The sequence below is a fragment of the Pseudomonas sp. GW823-FHT06B06 genome, from assembly GCF_058795195.1.
Window position 1 is genome coordinate 107,704 of record NZ_JBXAHO010000001.1, and the last position, 15,469, is coordinate 123,172.

Sequence of the window (15,469 nt, forward strand, 5' to 3'; positions counted from 1 at the left end):
CGGATTCGAAGTGGATGCAGATCCACGGGGCCCGGGCGGGAAAATGACTCCACCAGTGAAATGCGTATCAGGTTTTTAGGAGCGCTGTAATGCCTGACATCTATCACTTCTTCCAACAGCTGGTTAATGGTTTGACCATTGGCAGCACGTATGCCCTGATCGCCATCGGCTATACGATGGTCTACGGCATCATTGGAATGATCAACTTCGCCCACGGCGAGGTGTACATGATCGGCTCCTACGTGGCGTTCATCGCCATCGCCGGGCTGGCCATGCTGGGACTCGACAGTGTTCCGCTGTTGATGACCGCCGCTTTCCTGGCGACCATCGTCGTCACCAGTGCCTACGGCTACAGCATCGAACGGATCGCCTACCGCCCCTTGCGCGGCAGCAACCGTTTGATCCCGCTGATTTCCGCCATCGGCATGTCGATCTTCCTGCAGAACACGGTTCTGCTGGCGCAAGACTCCAAGGACAAATCCATCCCCAACCTGATTCCGGGCAACTTTGCCTTCGGACCAGGTGGCGCACATGAAGTGCTGATTTCCTACATGCAAATCGTGGTGTTCGTGGTGACCCTGGTCGCCATGCTCGGCCTGACGCTGTTCATCTCCCGCTCTCGCCTGGGTCGCGCCTGCCGCGCCTGTGCCGAAGACATCAAGATGGCCAACCTGCTGGGTATCAACACCAACAACATCATCGCCCTGACCTTCGTCATCGGTGCCGCGCTGGCGGCCATCGCGGCCGTGCTGCTGAGCATGCAGTACGGCGTGATCAACCCGAACGCCGGTTTCCTGGTCGGCCTCAAGGCCTTCACCGCCGCGGTACTGGGCGGTATCGGCAGCATTCCAGGCGCCATGCTTGGCGGACTGGTGCTGGGCGTTGCGGAAGCCTTTGGTGCCGATATCTTCGGCGACCAATACAAGGACGTCGTGGCGTTCGGCCTCCTGGTTTTGGTGTTGTTGTTCCGGCCAACTGGCCTGTTGGGCCGTCCGGAGGTTGAGAAGGTATGACTAGGAATCTTAAACAGGCGCTGTTCAGCGCTTTGCTGGTGTGGGCCGTGGCCTACCCGGTACTCGGTCTGAAGCTGACCATCGTCGGCATCAACCTCGAAGTTCATGGCACCAGCGACGCCACCCTGATCACCATCGCGGTGTGCTCGGTACTGATGTTCCTGCGTGTGCTGTTCGACCAGCAGATCAGCTCGGCCTGGCGTTCTTCGCCGAGCATGCCGCTGATCCCAGCCAAGGCCAGCAACTTCCTGACCCTGCCTACCACTCAGCGCTGGATCATCATCGCGCTGATCGCCGGCGCCCTGGTCTGGCCGTTCTTCGGCTCTCGCGGTGCAGTCGATATCGCGACGCTGGTGCTGATCTACGTAATGTTGGGCCTGGGCCTGAACATCGTGGTCGGCCTGGCCGGCCTGCTCGACCTCGGTTACGTCGGTTTCTACGCCGTTGGCGCCTACAGCTACGCGCTGCTGTCGCACTACTACGGCCTGAGCTTCTGGATCTGCCTACCGATCGCCGGCCTGATGGCGGCCACCTTCGGCTTCCTGCTCGGCTTCCCGGTGCTGCGTCTGCGCGGTGACTACCTGGCGATCGTGACCCTGGGCTTTGGTGAGATCATCCGTCTGTTCCTGCGTAACCTGACCGGCCTCACGGGCGGTCCGAACGGCATCAGCAACATCGAGAAACCAACGTTCTTCGGCCTGACCTTTGAACGTAAGGCCGCTGAAGGGATGCAGACGTTCCACGAGTATTTCGGCATCGCCTACAACTCGATCAACAAGGTGATTTTCCTGTACCTGGTTGCGTTGTTGCTGGCGCTCGGCGCGCTGTTCGTCATCAATCGCCTGCTGCGCATGCCCCTGGGCCGCGCGTGGGAAGCGTTACGTGAAGACGAGATTGCCTGCCGTGCACTGGGCCTGAACCCTACCGTGATCAAATTGTCGGCGTTCACCCTGGGTGCCAGCTTCGCCGGTTTCGCCGGTAGCTTCTTCGCTGCCCGTCAGGGCCTGGTGACGCCGGAATCCTTCACTTTCATCGAGTCGGCGATCATCCTCGCCATCGTGGTACTGGGTGGCATGGGCTCGCAGCTGGGTGTGATCCTGGCCGCCGTGGTAATGATCCTGCTGCCGGAAATGATGCGTGAGTTCAGTGAGTACCGCATGTTGATGTTCGGTGCCTTGATGGTACTGATGATGATCTGGCGCCCTCAGGGTCTGCTGCCCATGCAACGTCCTCACATGGAGCTGCGCAAATGAGCCGCGAGATCCTTAAAGTAGAAAACCTGAGCATGCGCTTCGGCGGCTTGCTGGCGGTCAACGGCGTTGCCTTGAGCGTGAAAGAGAAACAAGTGGTTGCCTTGATCGGCCCCAACGGCGCCGGCAAGACCACCGTGTTCAACTGCCTCACCGGCTTTTACAAGCCAAGCGGCGGCAGCATCCTGCTCGATGGCGAGCCGATCGAAGGCCTGCCGGGCCACAAGATCGCCCTCAAGGGCGTGGTGCGCACCTTCCAGAACGTGCGGTTGTTCAAGGACATGACCGCGGTCGAGAACCTCTTGATCGCCCAGCATCGCCACCTGAACACCAACTTCCTGTCCGGCCTGTTCAAGACCCCAGGGTTCCGCAAGAGCGAACGCGAGGCCATGGAATTCGCCGAGTACTGGCTCGAAAAGGTCAACCTCAAGGAGTTCGCCAACCGTCCGGCCGGCACCCTGGCCTACGGTCAGCAACGGCGCCTGGAAATTGCCCGCTGCATGATGACCCGTCCGCGGATCCTCATGCTCGACGAACCGGCCGCCGGCCTGAACCCGAAGGAAACCGAGGACCTCAAGGCGCTGATCAGCGTGTTGCGTCAAGAGCACAACGTCACCGTGCTGCTGATCGAACACGACATGAAACTGGTCATGAGCATTTCCGACCACATCGTCGTGATCAACCAGGGCACGCCCCTGGCCAACGGTACGCCGGAACAGATCCGTGACAATCCTGAAGTGATCAAAGCCTACCTGGGGGAAGCGTAAATGCTGCAGTTCGAAAACGTTTCCACCTTCTACGGCAAGATCCAGGCCCTGCACAGCGTCAACGTCGAAGTCCGCCAGGGCGAGATCGTGACCCTGATCGGCGCCAACGGTGCCGGCAAGTCCACGCTGCTGATGACCCTGTGCGGTTCGCCGCGGGCCCACAGCGGCAGCATCCGCTACATGGGTGAGGAGCTGGTCGGGCAGGACTCTTCGCAGATCATGCGCAAGAGCATTGCCGTGGTGCCGGAAGGTCGTCGGGTGTTTTCCCGCCTGACCGTCGAAGAAAACCTCTCCATGGGTGGTTTCTTCACCGCCAAAGGCGACTATCAGGAACAGATGGACAAGGTCCTCGGACTTTTCCCACGCTTGAAAGAGCGCTTCAGCCAGCGTGGCGGCACCATGTCCGGCGGCGAACAGCAAATGCTCGCCATCGGCCGTGCGCTGATGAGCAAACCCAAGCTGTTGCTGCTCGACGAGCCTTCACTGGGCCTGGCCCCGATCATCATCCAGCAGATCTTCGATATCATCGAACAGCTGCGCAAGGACGGTGTAACGGTGTTCCTGGTCGAGCAGAACGCCAACCAGGCGCTGAAAATCGCTGACCGCGCCTACGTGCTGGAAAACGGCCGGGTGGTGATGACAGGCACCGGTGAAGCGCTGTTGACCGATCCGAAAGTGCGCGATGCGTACCTCGGTGGCTAAGCCTTTGCGGTAAACAAAAAGACGGCCTTTGCGGGCCGTTTTTTTATGCCCACCAAACTTCAACAACATCGCCCCCCCCTTTAGGAGCGAGCATGTTCGCGAAGAACCTGAGGCCACCGCGGGGCATCAGGCTTCCCGCTTTATCGTTAACGACCATCGCGACGGTGCGACGATTCGACATGCTCGCTCCTACAGGGGGGGCGTGATGGTTTAGAGCCTGTCCAGCGCCTCGCCGCTGCGCTTGAACCAGCCCATCAAATAATCCGCCAGCACCTGCGTACGCCTGGGCAGCCCACCCTGATACGGATGCACCAGATACATCGGCATGCTGCGTGTCTGATAATCACGCAGCAGCCAGCGCAAACGCCCGTCAGCCAATTCCGCCGGCAATGCATAGGACGGCAAGCGGGCAATGCCGGCGCCAGCCAGTGCGGCTTTTTTCAACAGGTTGTAATGATTACTGGCGAACGGTCCCGAAACCCGCACCCGCAACAACTCGTGTTGTTGGTGATACAACCACTCCTCCCGACCGCTGTAGTGGCTGTTGAGCAGGCAGCGATGCCCGGCCAGCGCCTGAGGGGACTGCGGCTCACCGTATTGCTCCAGATAGGCCGGGCTGGCACAGGTCAACTCCCGCCACGCCAGTAGCGGGCGCGCCACCAGGCGCTGGTCAATCGCCACATCGGAGCGGACCGCCAGATCGAAGCCGTCACGGGACAAATCGCGGTAGTTGTTGTTGAGCTCCAGTTCGATCTGCACCTCGGGATACTGGGCCGAGAACTCCAGCAACAAGCCATCGAAGAACGTTTCCCCAAGCGACACAGGTACGGTCATCCGCACAGGGCCCGCCATGTCATCCTTCAACCGTGCCAGGGCCTGGCGCGCGCGCTCGACTTGCACCACCAGCGCCTGGGCTTGGGGCAACAACGCAGCGCCTGCCGCCGTCAGGCTCAAGCGTCGCGTGGTGCGTTGTAGCAGGACCACGGAAAACTGCGCTTCCAACTGACTGATGCGCTTGGACAACTGGCCCTTGCTGCAACCCAATTGCTGCGCCGCCAAGGTAAAGCTGCCTGCTTCGACCAACACGGCGAATGCCGCCAGGTCATCCATCTCGCTCATGGATTGTTTCCATTTGAAAACCAAAGGTTGCCTATTAGCGCGCTTATCCGTGGAAAAAACCACTCTAAACTGAGGCCTCACTTATCGATACGAGGATCAGCCCGCATGAAAATTCTTTTGATCGGCGCAGGTGGCACCATTGGTTCGGCCGTCGACAAGGAACTGTCCCAGCGCCACGAGATCGTGCGCATCGGCCGCAATAGCGGTGATTTCCAAGTGGACATCAGTGACAGCGCCTCGATTCGAAAACTGTTTGAGCAAACGGGCAAGTTCGATGCGCTGGTCTGCGCCGCCGGCAACGTGACCTTCGCGCCACTGGATGAAATGACCGAAGAGAGTTTTACCCTGGGCCTGAAAGACAAGTTGATGGGCCAGGTCAACTTGCTGCTGGTCGGTCGCGAGTTCGCGAATGACGGCGCGTCGTTCACCTTCACCACCGGCGTGCTCAGCCACGATCCGATCCGCAGCGGCGCGTCCGCCGCGTTGGTCAACGGTGCCCTGGACAGCTTTGTCCGTGCCGCCGCGATCGAATTGCCGCGTGGCCTGCGGGTCAACTCGATCAGCCCGAACGTGCTGGTCGAAGCCATGGGCAAATACGCACCTTACTTCCGCGGCTTCAAACCGGTTCTGGCGGCCGATGTGGCATTGGCCTACGCAAAGAGTGTCGAAGGCTTGCAGACAGGTCAGACCTTTCACGTGGGCTAAAGCCTTGTGATGAACGGTCAGGCTGAGTAACGTGACGGCACTTGTCAGGAGACCCCAAGATGCGTGCTGCCCGTTCCTTAGTCCTCGTTGCCCTTCTTCCACTGTTCGCCGCATGCCAGTTGTTCGATGGCTCGAGGGAAAGCGCTTCCCACGTCGGCCAGGCCCGTATGCAGGGCCAATTGAGCGCAGCCGACGGCAAGCTGTTGTTCCAGCCGTGCGGCGAGCAGAAACGTTATGCGGTCAACGACACGGGCGGTACCAGCGTCCTGCAACAGGCCGCGAGCCTGGCCGATGCCCAAGGCAAACTGTTTGCCGATGTGCGCGGGCGGATCGTTTCCGGCTCCGGCGACGGGCAACTGGACCTCGAACAGCTGTATCGCATCGAGCGTTCGGGCAATGCCTGTGCCGATCCCGACTTCAAGAAGCTGATCCTGCGCGCCGCCGGCCATGCCCCTGAGTGGAGCGTGAGAGTCACCGGCAAAGGCATGGTCCTTGAACGCGCCGGCCAGGCGCCGTTGGCCGTGCCCTATGTCGAGGAGCAATTGGGCGAAGGCCGCTTCAACCTCAGCACCGAAGCCAACCAGCAGCACATCGAACTGTGGGTCGCACCGCAACGCTGCGTCGACAACAGCACCGGCAGCATCCAGCACATGAGTGCTGAACTGCGGATCAACGGCCAGGTGCAACGGGGTTGTGGGTATTTCGGCGGATCGCGCGACGACTGATCGTTTAAGCCTCACGGGCCTGAGCCTTTGAGGCTTATAATCGCCGGTTTCAAACGCCCTGGCGCAGTTGTGCGCCCCGCGAACCGGATCCTGCCATGTTACGAATCACCGAACTCAAGCTGCCAATCGACCATCCCGATGAAGACCTGCGCCCTGCCATCCTGCAGCGCCTGGGCATCACCAGCGATGACTTGCTCGATTTCACCTTGTTCAAGCGCAGCTACGATGCGCGCAAAAAGTCCTCCGAGCTGTGCTTCATCTACACCATCGACCTCGATGTTCGCGATGAAGCCTCGGTGCTGCACAAGTTCGCCGATGACCGTAACGTCAACGTGGCACCGGATGTCAGCTACAAAATGGTCGGCCAGGCGCCGGCCGACCTGAGTGTGCGCCCTGTCGTGGTCGGCTTTGGTCCATGCGGGATCTTCGCCGGCTTGCTGCTGGCGCAAATGGGCTTCAAGCCGATCATCCTCGAACGCGGCACCGAAGTGCGCCAGCGCACCAAGGACACCTGGGGCCTGTGGCGTAAAAGCGTGCTCAACCCCGAGTCCAACGTACAGTTCGGCGAGGGCGGCGCGGGGACATTCTCCGATGGCAAGCTCTACAGCCAGATCAAGGATCCGAAGTTCATCGGGCGCAAAGTCCTCAATGAGTTCGTCAAGGCCGGTGCCCCGGAAGAAATCCTCTACGTCAGCAAACCGCACATCGGTACGTTCCGCCTGACAGGCGTGGTGGAAAACATGCGTGAGCAGATTCGCGCCATGGGCGGTGAAGTGCGTTTCCAGCAGCGGGTTACCGACGTGCTTATCGAGGACGGCCAACTGGTTGGCGTCGAACTCGATGGCGGCGAGCAGATCCACTCGAAACACGTGATCCTGGCCCTCGGCCACAGTGCCCGGGACACGTTCCGCATGTTGCACGGCCGTGGCGTGTTCATGGAAGCCAAGCCATTCTCGGTAGGATTCCGCATCGAACACCCGCAGTCGCTGATCGACCGCGCGCGCCTGGGCAAGTACGCAGGCCACCCGAAACTCGGCGCCGCCGACTACAAACTGGTGCACCACGCCAAGAATGGCCGTTCCGTCTACAGCTTCTGCATGTGCCCGGGCGGCACGGTGGTGGCGGCGACGTCCGAGCCAAATCGCGTGGTGACCAATGGCATGAGCCAGTACTCGCGTAACGAGCGCAACGCCAACTCCGGGATCGTTGTCGGGATTACCCCGGAAGTCGATTACCCGGGCGGCCCGTTGGCCGGTATCGAGTTGCAGGAACGCCTGGAATCCCACGCCTTTGTGCTCGGCGGCAGCAACTACGAGGCACCGGCGCAACTGGTCGGCGACTTTATCGCCGGCAAGCCGTCCACCGAGTTGGGCAGCGTTGAACCGTCCTACAAACCGGGCGTTGCCCTGGGTGACCTGGCGCTGGCCTTGCCGGCCTTCGCCATCGAAGCGATTCGCGAAGCCTTGCCGGCATTCGAGAAACAGATTCGCGGTTACTCGCTGCACGATGCCGTGTTGACCGGGATCGAGACCCGCACGTCGTCGCCGTTGCGCATCACCCGCAACGAGTCGATGCAAAGCCTGAACGTCAAGGGCCTGTTCCCGGCGGGTGAAGGCGCAGGTTATGCGGGTGGGATTCTGTCGGCGGGTGTCGATGGCATTCGCATCGCCGAAGCCGTGGCGCGGGACATCCTGGGCTTGCAGGCCTGACGCATATCCCTTGTGGGAGCGAGCCTGCTCGCGAAGGCGGATTAACACTCAACAGAAATGTTGACTGATCTACCGCTTTCGCGAGCAGGCTCGCTCCCACAGTGATTTCTGCGCATGACGAATTCAGATATTGGCGCGCAACACCGTAGCCGGTAGCGCCTCGCCGCGCTCGACCGTCGCCGCCACCGCATCGATCAACCCACCCAGTTCAAACCCCTCGGCCTGAAGCCAGGCCTGATCGTAATACGTCGTGGCATAGCGCTCGCCGCTGTCGCACAGAATCGCCACGATCGACCCCTCCTCCCCCGCTGCAGCCATCTGCTGCGCGGCCATCAAGGCGCCGATCAGGTTGGTCCCGCTCGATCCGCCGACATGACGCCCCAGACGTTTCGCCAGGTAATGCATGGCTGCCAACGACAACGCGTCCGGCACCTTGACCATCGCATCGATGACCTTGGGCAGGAATGACGCCTCCACCCGGGGTCGTCCAATGCCCTCGACCCGCGAACCGTGAGCCAGGCGCAGGCTGGCATCACCGCTCTGGTAGTAATCGAAAAACACCGAGCGTTCGGCATCGGCACACAACACGCGGGTGGCGTGCTGGCGATAGCGTACGTAACGTCCCAGGGTCGCCGTCGTGCCCCCGGTACCGGGGCTGGACACCAGCCAGCTCGGCTCCGGGTGCTTTTCGAAGCGCATCTGCTGGAAGATCGATTCGGCGATGTTGTTGTTCGCCCGCCAGTCGGTCGCGCGCTCGGCGTAGGTGAACTGGTCGATGAAGTGGCCATCGTGTTCGCGCGCCAGGCGTTCGGATTCGGCGTAGATCTGTGTAGGGTCCGTGACCAGATGCGTTTGCCCGCCATAGAAAGCGATTTGCGCAATCTTCTCCTTCGAGGTGCTGGCCGGCACGACCGCAATGAACGGCACCCCCAGCAAACGCGCGAAGTACGCTTCGGAAATTGCCGTCGAACCGCTGGACGCCTCGATGACTGGCGCTCCGGGCTTGAGCCAGCCATTGCACAGCGCGTACAGGAACAGCGAACGCGCCAGACGGTGTTTCAGGCTGCCGGTGGGATGGCTCGACTCATCCTTGAAGTACAACTCGATGCCGGCAAAGCCTGGCAGCGACAAGGGGATCAGATGAGTGTCGGCGCTGCGCTGGAAATCGGCTTCGATGATCCGGATGGCTTCGCGGGACCACTGTCGGATGTCGCTCATGGTAGTTATCTCGATGGATCGGGCAATTGGCGGCCTTTTCACAAGCCTGAGCCTTCAAGCTTAGGAAAAATCCTACATCCAGCACAGATACAGCTGGGTTCCAATGCATCCGGCAACTGCTAGGCTCAAGACCTTGCCGCAGAATCGTGCTGTTACGACATATAACAAAAAAGAATATAACTTTTGTTTTAACAACTAACGGTACGGGTTAGGGTGTGCCACCTTTTGACTAATCGATGGAGAGCGACTGTGCCTCTGCGTAGCACGTTCACGCGTTTCTTTCAGCTGGAAGCTGCCAGCGGTCTGTTATTGATCGCCGCGGCTATCCTCGCGCTGATCATCAATAACTCCCCGCTGTCGTGGCTGTACAACGGCCTCCTGGAAACCCCCGTTGTCGCCCAGATCGGCGCGCTGAAAATCGCCAAGCCCCTGCTCCTATGGATCAATGACGGGCTGATGGCGATGTTCTTCCTTTTGATCGGGCTGGAGGTCAAGCGCGAGGTCCTCGACGGGCAACTGTCCAAGCCGTCGCAGATCGTCCTGCCCGGCGCAGCCGCCATTGGCGGCATGGTCGTGCCAGCGTTGATCTACTGGTTCCTCAACCGCGACAACCCGCCGGCCCTGAACGGCTGGGCGATCCCGACAGCCACCGACATCGCTTTCGCGCTGGGTGTACTGGCGTTGCTGGGCAAACGCGTTCCGGTCTCGCTGAAGTTGTTCCTGATGACCCTGGCGATCATCGACGACCTCGGCGCCATCATCATCATCGCGATTTTTTACTCCGGCGAGCTGTCGACCCTGTCCCTGGCACTGGCTGCAGCCTGCATCGCGGCGCTGATCGGAATGAACCGGCTCGGCGTGGTAAAGCTCGGACCGTACATGATCATCGGCCTGATCCTCTGGGTCTGCGTACTCAAGAGCGGTGTGCATGCCACGCTGGCGGGCGTGACCCTGGCCTTCTGCATACCGTTGCGCACGAAAAACGCCGAACCGTCGCCCCTGCTGACACTGGAACACGCGCTGCACCCTTGGGTGGCCTACGGCATCCTGCCGTTGTTCGCCTTCGCCAACGCCGGCCTGTCGCTGAGTGGCGTTACCGCCGAGAGCTTCACCCATAACGTGCCAATGGGCATCGCGATTGGCCTGCTTCTGGGCAAGGCAATCGGCGTCTACGGCCTGACCTGGCTGGCGGTGAAAACCGGCATCGCCGCCCTGCCCCAGGGTGCCAATTGGGGCCAGGTGCTGGGTGTCGCGATTCTTTGCGGCATAGGCTTCACCATGAGCCTGTTTGTCGGTTCGCTGGCCTTTGAGCCAGGCGTGAGTGACTACGCGGGGATGGATCGGATGGGGATTCTCACCGGTTCGATTCTGGCGGCCTTGATTGGCTATGCCGTCACGGCTGCGGCGAGTCGCAAGCCTGCACTGCAAACGGCGCACCTGTAGGACCAAGCTGGCTCCAGGCGGCGTTCCGATGGACGTCAACGATGATGCGGGAAATCTGAAACCCAACGGTGTTTTCAGGTTTTTCGCGAGCAAGCTCGCTCCTACAAAAAACCGTACAGAACTTCGGATTCTTCCTACGAGCTTTACGGAAGCTGCCTGCATAAATCCCCAAGCCTTTCTCGTTAACGTTGCGATTTGTGACCGTGCCTTTTGCTTTATGCAGACATGGTCAAATTCAGCAATTTTGGAGAGGGTTATGGCGCTACGTCAGGAACTGATGCCCCCGCACCTTTGCGAAACCAAGGTTGCTCGCCTTGCAAACCTTGCTGCGCAAATTGATGGCGCAAATCAGGATCAGACCAGGGATCAGCTGGCTCAATTCAATCGAGAGGCTATGACGGATCTGACCTCTCTCGATTTTCCAGGTATTGACGAAGCCCAGGATCATGACACTTGGGTTCGCCAGATCCTGATGGGGCCTTATGAGCGCCGCCTGAAGGATATCTCCCAACCTGAAATGATCGAAATGGCTCGAAGAGTCATGGATGCGGATATCCCGGAACACGCCACCTGCTTTTGGCTGCAAATGTTGGCCCTCAATATTCCAGATGCTCGTATTTCCGATCTTTTTATCTGGCCCGGCGAATATTTTGGTGATGGGGACGACGCTCGAGAATTAATACCCGAGCAAGTCATTGAAACAGCCCTAAAGAACGATTTTTAGCCCGATGCCGGAAACCGGCGCAAAAAAAACCCGACCAGTCACCCTGGTCGGGGTTTTCTCTTACCCGTATTACCGCTTAGTGAGAAACGCGACTGGTGCCATCAACCGTGGCAATACGCACGCGCTCGCCGACGCGGAACACTTCGTTTTCCTGAACCTGCTGCACGTAGGCACGCATGCTGCCGTCGTCTTCACGCACGGTGATCTCCACGCCCTGGGTGCGGGTCAGGCCTTCTTCGGTAGCCGAGCCCAGCAGCCCGCCGGCCACTGCGCCGATGACCGCTGCGACGATACTGCCTCGGCCGCCGCCGATGGCACTGCCGCCAACTCCGCCGACCACTGCACCCGCAGCGCCGCCGATCGGGGTCTTGGTACCTTCGATTTTCACCGGCCGCAGGGCTTCGATGGTGCCCATGCGAATCGTCTGCACGCGACGCGCTTCGTCACGGGAATAGGAGTCACCGGTCAAGCTCGATTGGCAGCCAGTGAGCAACATCGCCATGGTGGAAAAGGAAGCAACCAGCAGAACAGACTTACGCATAGCATCAACTCCAAAGGACAAGTAACCATTAAACTCCGCAGCTGAACGCCTGTCACGGCCTTGCCTGGAGAAAATTGCTTCGATTCAGGCTCTGTACAGGCCCCTTGACGAGCTCACCACACAGTTGTGGCTATTTGCAAAACTGCGCCACTGACCAGGGATCTATATGGATTACTTTATCATTGTCGTCACAACCGTCGCTGGACTGTACTTCCATGGGTGGCTATATGTGCGCATCAGACGCTGGATGGACCGTGACCTGGCATTAGCGCTGGCTGGCAAGGACGAGCAGAAAAAAGCCTTCATGCTCGAACAGTTGGCAAGCGCTCATGCGCAGAAAATCAAGCGTCGAGACCTGCCGCGGTGGCTCGAGGCCGCAGCGGCAAGCTATTCCGAGCGGTAGACTGCTTAAGGCGCCAGACGTTCAAGAATCCAGTTGGCGCCCTGCAGACGATAGTTGAGCCGGTCGTGCAGACGGCTTGGACGACCCTGCCAGAACTCGATGCGCTCTGGCAGCAAACGATACCCACCCCAATGTTCAGGGCAATGTGGCTGGGTATCGCTGAAACGCTGCTCGGTATCCTTGAGCAGCGACTCCAGTTCGCTACGATCGGCTATCACCCGGCTCTGCGGCGAAGCCCAGGCACCGAGGCGGCTGCCCAGCGGGCGCACCTGATAATACGCATCGGACTCCTCGGGCGTGACCTTCACCACCCGACCTTCAATCCGTACCTGACGCTCCAGCGTCGGCCAGAAAAACGTCATGGCCGCGAATGGATTCGCCTCCAGCTGCTGGCCTTTGGCGCTGTCGTAGTTGGTGAAAAAGGTGAAGCCCTGCGCATCCAGTCCCTTGAGCAGCAGAATCCGGCAATGCGGCCGCCCGTCCTGGTCGACAGTGGCCAAGGTCATGGCATTAGCCTCCACCGGTGCCTGCTCGGTTTTCACCGCATCGGCAAACCATTGGTGGAACAGCGCAAACGGCTCGGCCGGGGCTTGTGCCTCAGTCAGGCCATCACGGGTGTAGTCGCGGCGCATATCAGCCAGGGCCTTGGTCATGGCGCAATCCTTATGGTTAACGAATCACTTCTTTGTGGTATCGGCGGCGACTTTGGTCGCGTCGGCAGCGGCTTTGGCCGGTGCGGTCTTTTTCGCTGGCGTTGCGGTTTTAGCCGGTGCCTTCTTGGCTGGAGCCTTGGCGGCTTTCTTGGCCGGCGCTTTTTTCGCCACCGGTGCAGCCGCTTTCTTCGCTTCGCTTGGTGCTGGAGTCACAGGCTTGGCCACCGGCTTGATGTCCTGGGTTGCAACCACGCGCACAGGCGCCGGGGCCGGCATATTGTACTTGCTCAGCAACGCGACCATGGTGTTTTGCGGCGTTACCAACAGCTCCACTCGACGGTTCAAGGCGCGGCCCTCAACGCTGTCGTTGGCGGCACGCGGAGCTTCGCCGCCCATGCCACGCAGCATCAGGCGATCACGCTGCAGACCACTGAGGCGGAAGATCGCCGCCACGGACTGCGCACGCTCCTGACTCAGCTTCACATTGGCGGGCGCTGCGCCCGAGGTATCGCTGTGGCCGAGTACCAGCACGGCGGTCTTCGGGTCAGCTTCAAGGATTTTCGCAACGCGAGTGAACGGGCCGAGCGTCACCGGCAAGAGCATGGCCGGGCGGTCCGGGTTGAACGAGCCCTCTACGGGCGCGGTCACCACCAATACGTTTTCACGGCGTTCGAGTTGCAGGTTGCTGTCCTTGATCGCTGTGCGCAGACGCGGTTCGTAGTCGTCCAGCCAAGCCTGGGTGACTTTCGGATCGGGCATCGGCACGGCTTTGGCTGTGCTCTGCTCTTTGCCACCAAACGGCCACCACCACTTGCCATCTGCATCAGCCTCAGCCTTGGCCTTGGCCACTTCGACCGGCTTGGCTGCAGGTTTTACTTCTGGTTTTTTATCGAGCGCTTCCTCGGAACCGAACGGCCAGTACCAAGGGCTGGAACCTTCAGCCTTGGCAACCGGTGCGGCAACGGGTTTCAGCGCTGCCGGGGCTGGCGCTGGCTCCTTGGCCGCGACTTTGTCGGAAGACCCGAACGGCCACCAGCTGCCGCCGTCTACATCACTTTTAGGAGTCTGTGCGCAACCTGTAATAGCGAAGCACAGTGCCAAGGCGAGGGTGGGTTTGGTTGACATTGGATATCCACAAAAATGAAGTAGTTAAAATCAGGCCGGATCGGCCCGCATAAACAGACGGTTGGAAACTGAAAAGGCCATCGGGTTCCAGCTCCGGAACCGTTGAGCGTGATTTACAGACAAGTGGCCAGTACCCGCACAAGCTTTTGCGCGCGCGGATCCATCAAGACGTACGGCCCCAGGGTATTTGTCACAAAACCGAACGCCACATCATGCTCGGGGTCAGCGAAACCAACGGAGCCGCCAGCACCCGGATGCCCGAACGCTCTCGCGCCCAGTCCGAAGGTGGCATTGGGCACATCCGGTTGATCGAGCATGCAGCCCAGGCCAAAGCGCGTTCGAGTCAATAAGGTCTTGTCCTCGCCGAGGCTGTGCTCGCGGGTCAGTTCATCGAGCAACTCGCCTTCGAGCAGGCTGCCATCGAGCAACCCGGTGTAAAACCCGGCCAGGCTACGGGCATTGCCGTGGCCATTGGCCGCCGGCTGCTGCATGCGTCGCCACTCCGGCTTGTTGGTACTGGTCAGAACCGACGGCGGATTGGTGAAAGCGCGGGTGGTCATGGCCGCTGGCTCACGCATGGTCACTTGCAGCAGGCGCTGGGCCGCCGCATCGCCGACATTGCCCTTGCCGCGGGCAATGTGCGCCACGCGATAGAACTCTTCATCGGCCAGACCGACGTGAAAATCCAGGCCCAAAGGCTTGGCAACCCGCGCCACGATGGACTCACCGGGACCACGACCATCCGCACGGCGCAACAGTTCTCCGACCAGCCAGCCATAAGTGATGGCCGCATAACCGTGACCTTCGCCTGGCGTCCACCAGGGCGTTTCGGCGGCCAGCGCCTCGACCATGGTTGGCCAGTCGTACAGCGCTTCGGGAGCAAGCAGCTCGCGCAACGCCGGCAGCCCGGCCTGATGGCAAAGCAGCTGGCGCAAGGTGACCGATTCTTTGCCTGCGGCGGCGAATTCCGGCCAGTAGCGAGCCACCGGGGCATCCAGTTGCAGCTTGCCTTCAGCCACCAGCTGCAGGGCGGTGACGGCGGTGAAGGTCTTGGTGCAGGAGAACAGGTTGGCAATAGTGTCGCTGTGCCAGGCTTCGGCCCCGTCCTTGTCGGCGGTGCCGGACCACAGGTCGACGACGGTTTCGCCGCCGATCTGGATGCACAACGCGGCGCCACGTTCCTGAGGATCGTCGAACAACGCCGCGAACGCTTCGCGCACTGCCTCGAACTTAAGCTCGTAATGACCCTGAATCTGCACCCGCGACTCCCCGAAGAACGTTCTGTAAAAGTGGCCCGCATTGTTCCAGCCCTTGAGGGTTTTGGGAACAGGTGCGGGCTGGGCGGTCAATCACTCGCAAAAATGACTGGACA

Annotated in this window: 16 protein-coding genes; 10 read left to right on the forward strand and 6 right to left on the reverse strand. The window is 60.4% G+C overall.

The genetic code is table 11. From position 1 onward, the window contains the following. The first annotated feature begins 89 nt into the window (after positions 1–89). From livH to AC1Q8Q_RS00540, 4 genes are read left to right on the forward strand one after another with little or no spacing between them, the layout of a single operon-like run. Positions 90–1,013 (forward strand): high-affinity branched-chain amino acid ABC transporter permease LivH, encoded by a 924-nt coding sequence (gene livH, locus AC1Q8Q_RS00525; RefSeq protein ID WP_007947264.1) that lies wholly within the window; start codon positions 90–92, stop codon positions 1,011–1,013. Further along, positions 1,010–2,266, forward strand: coding sequence for a high-affinity branched-chain amino acid ABC transporter permease LivM (locus tag AC1Q8Q_RS00530; RefSeq protein ID WP_020798124.1), 1,257 nt, complete (start codon positions 1,010–1,012; stop codon positions 2,264–2,266). Before livH ends, AC1Q8Q_RS00530 begins: the two co-directional genes overlap by 4 nt. After that, a complete protein-coding gene (gene livG, locus AC1Q8Q_RS00535; protein WP_020798123.1) occupies positions 2,263–3,030 on the forward strand; it encodes a high-affinity branched-chain amino acid ABC transporter ATP-binding protein LivG in 768 nt (255 codons plus the stop codon). Before AC1Q8Q_RS00530 ends, livG begins: the two co-directional genes overlap by 4 nt. Then, the gene (locus tag AC1Q8Q_RS00540; RefSeq protein WP_020798122.1) at positions 3,031–3,732 is read left to right on the forward strand and encodes an ABC transporter ATP-binding protein; all 702 of its coding nucleotides are present in this window, start codon (positions 3,031–3,033) and stop codon (positions 3,730–3,732) included. A 210-nt stretch (positions 3,733–3,942) separates the two neighbouring features. On the opposite strand, the gene AC1Q8Q_RS00545 is transcribed toward AC1Q8Q_RS00540, so the two are convergent. After that, positions 3,943–4,851 (reverse strand): LysR family transcriptional regulator, encoded by a 909-nt coding sequence (locus AC1Q8Q_RS00545; RefSeq protein ID WP_020798121.1) that lies wholly within the window; start codon positions 4,849–4,851, stop codon positions 3,943–3,945. A 105-nt stretch (positions 4,852–4,956) separates the two neighbouring features. Here AC1Q8Q_RS00545 and AC1Q8Q_RS00550 point away from each other — a divergent pair, with 105 nt between their 5' ends. The 3 genes from AC1Q8Q_RS00550 (at position 4,957) to AC1Q8Q_RS00560 (ending at position 7,990) form a co-directional block, all read left to right on the forward strand. Next, positions 4,957–5,556, forward strand: coding sequence for a short chain dehydrogenase (locus AC1Q8Q_RS00550; RefSeq protein ID WP_492614735.1), 600 nt, complete (start codon positions 4,957–4,959; stop codon positions 5,554–5,556). 59 nt (positions 5,557–5,615) lie between these two features. Then, a complete protein-coding gene (locus AC1Q8Q_RS00555; protein WP_020798119.1) occupies positions 5,616–6,281 on the forward strand; it encodes a COG3650 family protein in 666 nt (221 codons plus the stop codon). A gap of 95 nt (positions 6,282–6,376) precedes the next feature. After that, entirely contained in the window at positions 6,377–7,990 is a 1,614-nt protein-coding gene (locus AC1Q8Q_RS00560) for an NAD(P)/FAD-dependent oxidoreductase (RefSeq protein ID WP_020798118.1), read from the forward strand. A gap of 123 nt (positions 7,991–8,113) precedes the next feature. Here the strand turns inward: AC1Q8Q_RS00560 and AC1Q8Q_RS00565 are convergent, their stop codons facing one another. After that, a complete protein-coding gene (locus tag AC1Q8Q_RS00565) occupies positions 8,114–9,208 on the reverse strand; it encodes a PLP-dependent cysteine synthase family protein (protein WP_020798117.1) in 1,095 nt (364 codons plus the stop codon). Between the two features lie 249 nt (positions 9,209–9,457). On the opposite strand from AC1Q8Q_RS00565, the gene nhaA reads away from it, so the two are divergent. Both nhaA and AC1Q8Q_RS00575 read left to right on the forward strand, forming a co-directional pair. Beyond that, positions 9,458–10,651: a Na+/H+ antiporter NhaA gene (gene nhaA / locus AC1Q8Q_RS00570; protein ID WP_020798116.1), complete on the forward strand. Its 1,194-nt coding sequence runs from the start codon at positions 9,458–9,460 to the stop codon at positions 10,649–10,651. 28 nt (positions 10,652–10,679) lie between these two features. Continuing rightward, complete coding sequence (locus AC1Q8Q_RS00575) at positions 10,680–11,375, forward strand: hypothetical protein (RefSeq protein ID WP_225441878.1); 696 nt, start codon at positions 10,680–10,682, stop codon at positions 11,373–11,375. A gap of 76 nt (positions 11,376–11,451) precedes the next feature. Here AC1Q8Q_RS00575 and AC1Q8Q_RS00580 read toward each other — a convergent pair whose 3' ends face one another. Continuing rightward, positions 11,452–11,916: an outer membrane lipoprotein gene (locus AC1Q8Q_RS00580; RefSeq protein WP_020798113.1), complete on the reverse strand. Its 465-nt coding sequence runs from the start codon at positions 11,914–11,916 to the stop codon at positions 11,452–11,454. A 166-nt stretch (positions 11,917–12,082) separates the two neighbouring features. Between AC1Q8Q_RS00580 and AC1Q8Q_RS00585 the strand changes: the two genes are divergently transcribed. Further along, on the forward strand, positions 12,083–12,319 hold the full coding sequence (locus tag AC1Q8Q_RS00585; RefSeq protein WP_033043204.1) for a hypothetical protein: 237 nt from the start codon (positions 12,083–12,085) through the stop codon (positions 12,317–12,319). Between the two features lie 5 nt (positions 12,320–12,324). Here AC1Q8Q_RS00585 and pdxH read toward each other — a convergent pair whose 3' ends face one another. The 3 genes from pdxH to AC1Q8Q_RS00600 form a co-directional block, all read right to left on the reverse strand. Continuing rightward, positions 12,325–12,972 (reverse strand): pyridoxamine 5'-phosphate oxidase, encoded by a 648-nt coding sequence (gene pdxH, locus AC1Q8Q_RS00590; RefSeq protein WP_020798111.1) that lies wholly within the window; start codon positions 12,970–12,972, stop codon positions 12,325–12,327. Between the two features lie 24 nt (positions 12,973–12,996). Further along, positions 12,997–14,097 (reverse strand): OmpA family protein, encoded by a 1,101-nt coding sequence (locus AC1Q8Q_RS00595; RefSeq protein ID WP_033043205.1) that lies wholly within the window; start codon positions 14,095–14,097, stop codon positions 12,997–12,999. A gap of 113 nt (positions 14,098–14,210) precedes the next feature. Next, positions 14,211–15,356 (reverse strand): serine hydrolase domain-containing protein, encoded by a 1,146-nt coding sequence (locus tag AC1Q8Q_RS00600; RefSeq protein ID WP_020798109.1) that lies wholly within the window; start codon positions 15,354–15,356, stop codon positions 14,211–14,213. Positions 15,357–15,469: the final 113 nt, after the last annotated feature.